The organism is Glaciimonas sp. GG7 (assembly GCF_052976905.1).
Window position 1 is genome coordinate 1 of sequence record NZ_JBRIIQ010000100.1, and the last position, 982, is coordinate 982.

Genomic DNA, 982 nt, shown 5'->3' on the forward strand with positions numbered 1-982 from the left:
GCTGCGCCTGCAAATTCAAAAACAACGGCAAAGTCAAAGGTGGCTGCGCCTGCAACTTCAAAAGCAACTACAACGTCAACGGTGGCTGCGCCTGCAAATTCAAAAACAACGGCAAAGTCAAAGGTGGCTGCGCCTGCAAATTCAAAAGCAACTGCAACGTCAACCGTGGCTGCGCCGCACTTCAAAAACAACTACAACGTCAACATCTCCGCCACTTATTAAGTGAGGAAACCCCTCATCAAAAAGGCTGCTGTTTTTGACGTTGACCTACCCCGTCATATGATGCTGCCAAATTTTTCAGCCGCCCGTCGGGAATTGTCTGAGGACATGTTTGAGCGCAGCGAGTTGGTCCTCAGACCCGACGGGTGGCTGGAAAATTTGGGGACCCGGAGGGCAGCAGCATTTGCGGTCGCCTTTTCTTTGGTTACTTTCTTTTGGCGAAGCAAAAGAAAGTGACCGGCTGTCGGGCCGCCCCCGACGAGCCTCCACGGAGTAGCAAACGATTCAGACACCTCAGAACGAAACAGTCCCCACGAAGCACAAACCATTTCAACAACTTCAATCCCAACCGCAACATCAACCGCTCCGTAACATATTCAAAGAGGAAACCCCTCATCAACAAGGCTGCGGCTTTTGACCTTGACCTACCCCGTTATTTGATGCTGCCAAATTTTCCTGCCGCCAGACGGATCAGGCTGATGACATGTTTGAGCGTAGCGAGTTGGTCATCAGACCCGGCTGGCGGTAGGAAAATTTGGGGACCCGCAGGGCAGCAGCATTTGCGGTCGCCTTTTCTTTGGTTACTTTCTTTTGGCGAAGCAAAAGAAAGTGACCGGCTGTCGGGCCGTCCCCGACCAGCATCAACGGAGTACAAAACGCATCAGAAACCACAGAACCAAACAGCCTAAAAAAGAACCACAACCCGTCCCAAACAACCCCAAACAACCATCGATTCGTGCTTGTCCGTGGTACTCGGCATAGA

The 982-nt window shown here is 51.7% G+C and carries 1 protein-coding gene and 1 pseudogene; one reads left to right on the plus strand and one right to left on the minus strand.

Translation table 11 applies throughout. From position 1 onward, the window contains the following. Positions 1-222 (plus strand): annotated as a pseudogene (locus tag ACVBEF_RS17615) (hypothetical protein); the annotation flags it as partial. 468 nt (positions 223-690) lie between these two features. On the opposite strand, the gene ACVBEF_RS17620 reads toward ACVBEF_RS17615, so the two are convergent. Then, a partial coding sequence (locus ACVBEF_RS17620) for a hypothetical protein (RefSeq protein ID WP_447125231.1) occupies positions 691-982 on the minus strand: 292 nt, incomplete at its 5' end.